Annotated in this window: 8 protein-coding genes, 1 tRNA gene and 1 pseudogene; 5 read left to right on the forward strand and 5 right to left on the reverse strand. The window is 65.2% G+C overall.

The annotated features are described in order from the left end of the window. Positions 1-1,180, reverse strand: a pseudogene (locus tag WAN71_RS26015) (pyruvate dehydrogenase (acetyl-transferring), homodimeric type); the annotation flags it as partial. A 173-nt stretch (positions 1,181-1,353) separates the two neighbouring features. Here WAN71_RS26015 and WAN71_RS26020 point away from each other — a divergent pair. The 4 genes from WAN71_RS26020 to WAN71_RS26035 all read left to right on the forward strand — a co-directional run bounded on the left by WAN71_RS26020 (position 1,354) and on the right by WAN71_RS26035 (position 3,085). Then, positions 1,354-1,971 carry a hypothetical protein gene (locus tag WAN71_RS26020; protein WP_422228082.1) on the forward strand — a complete coding sequence of 206 codons (618 nt, stop codon included), beginning with the start codon at positions 1,354-1,356 and terminating at the stop codon, positions 1,969-1,971. A gap of 99 nt (positions 1,972-2,070) precedes the next feature. Next, a complete protein-coding gene (locus tag WAN71_RS26025) occupies positions 2,071-2,493 on the forward strand; it encodes a DUF3052 domain-containing protein (RefSeq protein ID WP_422228083.1) in 423 nt (140 codons plus the stop codon). Then, positions 2,493-2,954, forward strand: a complete 462-nt coding sequence (locus WAN71_RS26030; RefSeq protein WP_422228084.1) for a peroxiredoxin — start codon at positions 2,493-2,495, stop codon at positions 2,952-2,954. The genes WAN71_RS26025 and WAN71_RS26030 overlap by 1 nt, the downstream gene beginning before the upstream one ends. Before the next feature lie 56 nt (positions 2,955-3,010). After that, positions 3,011-3,085 (forward strand) — tRNA-Val (locus WAN71_RS26035). Positions 3,086-3,087: 2 nt separating this feature from the next. Here the strand turns inward: WAN71_RS26035 and WAN71_RS26040 are convergent. Genes WAN71_RS26040 through WAN71_RS26050 form a run of 3 tightly spaced genes read right to left on the reverse strand, consistent with a single transcriptional unit; the run spans position 3,088 to position 5,262 of the window. Beyond that, positions 3,088-4,092, reverse strand: coding sequence for a zinc-binding dehydrogenase (locus WAN71_RS26040; RefSeq protein ID WP_422228085.1), 1,005 nt, complete (start codon positions 4,090-4,092; stop codon positions 3,088-3,090). Between the two features lie 9 nt (positions 4,093-4,101). Next, a complete protein-coding gene (locus tag WAN71_RS26045) occupies positions 4,102-4,812 on the reverse strand; it encodes a cutinase family protein (RefSeq protein WP_422228086.1) in 711 nt (236 codons plus the stop codon). A gap of 54 nt (positions 4,813-4,866) precedes the next feature. Beyond that, entirely contained in the window at positions 4,867-5,262 is a 396-nt protein-coding gene (locus tag WAN71_RS26050; protein WP_422228087.1) for a VOC family protein, read from the reverse strand. 112 nt (positions 5,263-5,374) lie between these two features. Here WAN71_RS26050 and WAN71_RS26055 point away from each other — a divergent pair, with 112 nt between their 5' ends. Further along, positions 5,375-5,521, forward strand: coding sequence for a hypothetical protein (locus WAN71_RS26055; protein ID WP_422228088.1), 147 nt, complete (start codon positions 5,375-5,377; stop codon positions 5,519-5,521). 4 nt (positions 5,522-5,525) lie between these two features. Here WAN71_RS26055 and WAN71_RS26060 read toward each other — a convergent pair whose 3' ends face one another. After that, positions 5,526-6,341 carry an oxygenase MpaB family protein gene (locus tag WAN71_RS26060; protein WP_422228089.1) on the reverse strand — a complete coding sequence of 272 codons (816 nt, stop codon included), beginning with the start codon at positions 6,339-6,341 and terminating at the stop codon, positions 5,526-5,528. Between the last annotated feature and the right edge of the window lie 76 nt (positions 6,342-6,417).

Consider the following 6,417-nt stretch of genomic DNA (forward strand, 5'->3'; position numbering starts at 1 on the left):
GGCCACCGCGCTTGAGGTTCCAAATCTCGGAATCGGTCATGTTCTCGACGAGCGCCTTGGTGCGCGGGTCGCGTCCGAAGAAATGGTCTCGCACGTAGGCCCCGTCGTTGGCCTTGTAGGTCTGGTAGTCGCCGTCGGGGGTGGTGTTCATCAGGTTCACCAACGCGCCGTCGCGGTCGGCGTGCAGCAGGGCGTCCCACTCGCGACCCCAGACCACCTTGATGACGTTCCAGCCGGCGCCGCGGAAGAACGACTCCAGCTCCTGAATGATCTTGCCGTTGCCGCGCACTGGGCCGTCGAGGCGCTGCAGGTTGCAGTTGATGACGAAGGTCAAGTTGTCCAACGCCTCCAGCGCGGCGACGTGGGCCAGACCGCGGCTCTCCGGCTCGTCCATCTCGCCGTCGCCGAGGAACGCCCACACGTGCTGGTCGGAGGTGTCCTTGATGCCACGGTCATGCAGATAGTGGTTGAACCGGGCCTGGTAGATGGCGTTCATCGGGCCGAGGCCCATCGACACCGTCGGGAACTCCCAGAAGTCGGGCATCAGCCGCGGGTGCGGGTAGGACGGCAGGCCACCGCCCGGATGGCTGTGCTCCTGACGGAAACCGTCGAGCTGGTCGGCAGTGAGCCGGCCTTCCAGGAAAGCGCGAGCGTAGATGCCGGGAGATGCGTGGCCCTGAATGAATACGTGGTCTCCGCCACCCGGATGCGATTTCCCGCGGAAGAAGTGGTTGAAGCCGACTTCGTAGAGCGCCGCAGACGAGGCGTAGGTCGAAATGTGGCCGCCCACACCGACTCCCGGACGCTGGGCACGGTGCACCATGATGGCGGCGTTCCATCTGATCCACGCCCGGTAACGGCGCTCGACGTCCTCGTCGCCGGGGAACCACGGCTCCAGTTCGGTCGGGATGGTGTTGACGTAGTCGGTGGATGTCAGTGCCGGGATCGCGACCCGCTGTTCACCGGCGCGTTCCAGCAGGCGCAACATCAGGTAGCGCGCCCGCGACGGTCCCGAGCGCTCCAGCAGCTCGTCGAAGGACTCCAGCCATTCGGCGGTCTCCTCCGGGTCGATGTCCGGCAGGTAGGACGCCACACCTTCGCGGATTACCCGCACCCGATCGGGTTCGCCTGCGCCGGTTGGGTTTTTCGCCAGATCGTGGCGTACGAACTCAGTAGTCAACGCACTACTCCTTATGTGACGGTTCATCTGCTTTTGGCTGATGTCGCCGTCGGTCGGTGCTGGGTCTGTCCTGCGGCCCTGTTGGGCCATTCCCTATCGTGCCGCACCGTGGATCGCGCTGCGTAGTCCCCGTCGAAGCTGGCTCAAGCCATGACCCGGTAACGTCACAACTTGTGCTGATCGGATGGCTTCGCGGCATGAAGCCCATGTCTGGGCGACGGGCTTCTGGCGTGCCGGCCTCGCGGCAACTGCAGGTCGGGGTGCGGGCGACCGGCTGTGTCGCGACGATCTTGATGGCGATCGTCGGGTGTACCAGCGTCACCGATGGCGCGCCAACTGCCGACACCGCCATGGCCCCGGCGTACCGGGAGTCGGTGTCGGCGTCCGTCTCGGCGTCGGCAGCGACCTCGAGCTTGCGGGAGTCGCAGCATCAGCAGTCGCTCACGACGCAGGCCGTGGTACGCGCGTGTGAGTCGTTTGCCGCCAGTAGCAAAGACGCCGTCGACAAGGTGAATGACTTTGTCGCGGCGTACAACCAGGGCCGCGACACCACTTCCAGCGAAGGCCCTGCCATCGATACCCTCAACCACAGTGCCGATCTGGTGGAACACAGCACCGGCAGCCCAGTGTCCCAAGACCTCCACCAGGCGCTCAACGCTTATGCCGATGCGGCGCGCGACCTGGCGAAAGCCATCCGCTCGCACGGGGAAACTGCAGCGTTCAATCAGCGCGTCAATCAGTTCAACGACACCAAAACCGAAGCCGTCAAGCAGTGCCGAGCGGCCATATGAGTTGCCGGGTGTGCAAGGCTAAGTGCTATGCGACGATAAATGCCATCGCGCTGCGCGTTGACGCTATGACAAGCATGGAACTGACAAGGAGGTCGCACGGTGGTGGCGGCGGATGACGCCCCGAGCTATGCCCGCAAACTGGGCATCCAAACAGGGCAGGTTGTCCAGGAGTGGGGTTGGGACGAGGACACCGACGACGATATCCGCTCCGATGTGGAGGATGTGTGCGGTGGCGAGTTGCTCGACGAAGACACCGATGAAGTTATCGACGTGGTATTGCTGTGGTGGCGCGACGGCGACGGCGACCTAGTCGACACCTTGATGGACGCGATCACGCCGCTGGCCGACGACGGAGTGATCTGGGTGCTTACGCCCAAGACCGGCCGGCCAGGTCACGTGCTACCTGCTGAGATCGCAGAGTCGGCCCCCACCGCGGGACTGATGCCAACATCGTCGGTCAACCTGGGGGACTGGAGCGCGAGCCGGTTGGTGCAGCCGAAATCGCGTGCCGGGCGCCGTTGATGCTGACGGTCGGTTCTACCGCACCGAACTTCACGCTGCGCGACCAGAATCGACAGCCGGTCACCCTCAGCGATTACCACGGCGCCAAAAACGTGCTGCTGGTGTTCTTCCCGCTGGCCTTCACCGGAATCTGCGAGGGCGAGCTTGGTCAGTTGCGGGATCACCTGCCCGCCTTCGAGAACGACGACAGTGTGGCGCTGGCCATTTCGGTGGGGCCGCCGCCCACCCACAAGGTGTGGGCCGCCGAGAGCGGTTTCCTGTTTCCCGTGCTCTCGGACTTCTGGCCGCATGGCGCGGTCAGCCAGGCCTATGGGGTGTTCAACGATGACGCCGGCTACTCCAACCGCGGCACCTTCGCCGTCGACCGGTCCGGGACGATTCGGTTCGCCGAGATGAAGCAGCCTGGCGAAGTCCGCGACCAGCGACTTTGGACCGACGCGCTGGCGGCACTGAAGGGCTGAACGGTTGGTCGGCGTTTTTGGCGCCGAGTGGTCGGGGCGGTATCTTTGCGCGGCACGGGCGCGTAGCTCAGTGGTAGAGCTCTGGTTTTACACACCAGCGGTCGGCGGTTCGATACCGTCCGCGCCCACCATCTCAGGGCACCAGGACGACCTTGCCGATGTTCTCTCGCGCAGCAAGGATCCGATGTGCTTCCGGCGCGTCGGCGAACGCAACGGCGGCATGTACCACGGGAGCTGCCGTGCCGTCGGACAATGCCGCCGACAGTGGCCCAATCCATGGTTCGAGCGTGCCGCGGTCGTCCCACAGTCGCAGCATGTTGAGGCCGATGACGGTCTTGGAGTCGTTGAGCTGGTTGATCAGGTTGAACCCGCGCACCATCGCCAGCGCCTGTGGCGCTGCCCGCCGCAGCGACCGCTTTTCGCCCTGCTGCAGCGACGAGAGACCGTAGGCCACCAGTCGTCCGCCCGGCCGCAAGAGGGCGAACGACCGCCGCAACGAGGTGCCGCCCAACGCATCCAGCACGATGTCGTACGGTTCTAGGCCTTTCCACCACCCGTCGCGGCGGTAGTCGATGGCGCGGTCGACGCCCAGTGCAGCCAGCTGGCTGTGCTTGCCCGGTGATGCGGTGCCGTGCACGATCGCGCCTGCGGCCTTGGCCAGCTGCACCGCCGCGATCCCGACGCCACCGGCCGCGGCATGCACCAGCACTCGTTCGTTGGCGCGCAGCGAGCCGTAACCGTGCAGCGCTGCCCAGGCCGTCGCATAGTTGACCGGGACCGCGGCGCCCTGCTCGAAGCTCATCGACTCCGGAAGCACCACGGTGTCGTCCGCGGAGGCGTTGACGATTTCGGCGTAACCGCCGAAACGTGTTCCGGCCAATACCCGCTCGCCCACCCGCGCCGGGTCGACGCCGTCGCCGACGGCCTCGATCGTCCCGGCCACCTCGTAGCCGACGACACTGGGCACCTTGGGTGCATCGGGGTACAGCCCGACGCGAGCGAGATGGTCGGCGAAGTTCACGCCCGCCGCGCGCACCGAAATGCGCACCTGGCCGGCCGTGGGCGGCGGCGGGTCGGGGCGCTCCTGCACCTTGAGCACCGACGGGGGACCGTGCTTGGTGATGACGACTGCGCGCATGACCCCTGTTTACAGGTGACTTGCGACGAAGGCCGCGGCCTGAGCGGGCATTCCGGAATTCGGATAGGACAGGTGCGCCGCGGAGAACATCTCGTCATGCGTCGGCAACGACAGGCCCCCGCCCGGGGTGCAGATCGCATCGCCGGGTGCGCACAAGTCAATGGCTTTGGCCCCGTACCAGGGGCTGACCGTGCTTACCGGTCCTCCCAGATATCTGTCCGATGGATTCCCGAAGAGGGCGAGCGCGGCAACGTGATCGGCTTGGTCCGCGGCTAGCGTCTCGGGGACAAAGCCCGCGATCGGGAATTGCGCGATGGTGATCTGATCGATCACCATCGCGCCTTGGGAATATCCCCCGAGCACCATCTTGGTGTTGGGGCAATTGGCGATCATGGACGTGACGTGAGCGCTCGCATCGCTAGTGCCCGCGTTGGTAGATGGCACGAAATCCTCCGAGGCGGGGTAGTTGACCGGATAAACCCCGAGGGATCTACCCCCAACCTGCGAGCGCAATGAATCGATAAATTGCTGTCCGACCACGCCGACACCGGGCGCCTCGGTGGTGGCGCGGGCGAACGTCACCTCAACGTCGGGGCATGGCGCAGCGGACGCGGGGCCGATGTTGATCGGTGCGCTCAGCAGCGCCACCCAGGTGGCCACCACCGCGGCAGCCAGGACATGCGTGGTTCGGCGAAGGCTCACGTCGTAATGCTGACACATCGTGACCCGACTGTGGTCTGTTCGCGAATCCGCTTCCCGGACGCTACTGGTCAGTCAGCCTGGCGGCGCGAACAACTCGAGCGCGATGCCGTCCGGGTCGCGAAAGCTCAATCCCGAGCCGTATGGCGCGTCCACGATTCCGCCGTGGTGAACGCCGAGCTCATTGAGCCGGGCCATCCAGGTCTCCAACTCGGCGCGGTTGGCGCAGCTGAAGCCGACGTGGTCCAAGCCCACCCGGAACTCGCTGAATCGCTCGTCGGGGGCCGAAAGCTCGTGCTGGTGGATTCCGAATATCGTGCCGCCGTCGAGCAGCCACACCAGGTGCCGGAATCCGGCGTCGGTGTGTTCGTCGAGCACCGGGTCGGCGCCGAACAGGGTCCGGTACCACGGGCCGCTGATTGCCATGTCGCGGATGGTGATCGCGACGTGGTTGAGTCCCGGAAAAGTCATACAGCTGCTCCCTTCTGAGCGGCAGCGGCAAGTGTGATCTAGATCGCAGAAGCGGGGTCGATGAGGCGAGCACCACATTTACTTCGCTGGACTAATTAGTCATGCTTGATACATGACTTCACAGCTCACGCCCGAACGCACAACCTCCCTTCCGGCGCACGCAGAAGAAGCCCGCGAGCGGCCTCTCCTTCTGCAGCCGTGGTTCTTGATGGCGCTGCTGAGCATGGTCGCCATCGTGTTGGTCGTCCTCTTCAGCTAGCCGGTTACACAATTCGCCAGCCGCGCCGGGCACGAAAGCGCATGTCCCACAGGTAGAGCCGGTAGCCCAGAATCCACGCCCGGTGGGGAATCAGGCGATCGGCCAGCCGTAGCGCGGCCACCAGCCACTCAAACCGGCGTTGCTGGGATTCTGCCCAGTCCAGGCACATCATCGTGCGGAACTCCGGGGCCAGGAACCCGGTGGTCGCGAACAGGTTGAACGATCCGGCAAGTGCATGCAGCGGCCGCGGCAGGAACGCCATCGTCGCCACCCCGCGCAGATGCTCGCGCACTGGGGGATCGATGCGCAGCTCTTCCAGCGAGCGCTTCCAGTAGTCGTCGAACGCGACCCGGTCCGGTGGCCACATGCCTTCCCGCACTTGGAGGGTGGTGCCTAGCCGCTTGGCGTCGGTGTAAACGGCATCCGCGGTGGCCTCGTCCAGCGGACCGTACAAGAACTCGTGCTGGTCGACGAAATAGCGGTACAAGCAGGCGGCCACCCACAGCTGCAGCGCAGGATCGAATGCGTTGTAGGACACCGGGCTCGACGACGTCGACCTCACCTGCCGGTGTGCGGTGTCGACCGCAGCGCGGATGAGTTCACGGTCCGATTCGGTCCCAATGGTCGCGACGGCCAAATAGGTGCCGGTGGTACGCGCCCGTTTGAACGGATGCTTGTAGACGTTGCCGCTGTCGACCGGGCTTTCCAACACGCCATAGCCGACACCCGGTAACGACAGCTGCATGATCACATTCGCGGCGGGCAACATCACCGCAGCGGGGTTCAGCAGGTCGGCGACCCGGCTGGCGTACCGCTTCATCGCGGCTCATTCCCACCAGAAAGCCCACCAGAAGGCTGCATCAACCGAGTAGACCACGTGTGAGACGCTGCCGGAG

It is taken from the genome of Mycobacterium sp. (assembly GCF_049280035.1).
Taxonomy (GTDB): domain Bacteria; phylum Actinomycetota; class Actinomycetes; order Mycobacteriales; family Mycobacteriaceae; genus Mycobacterium.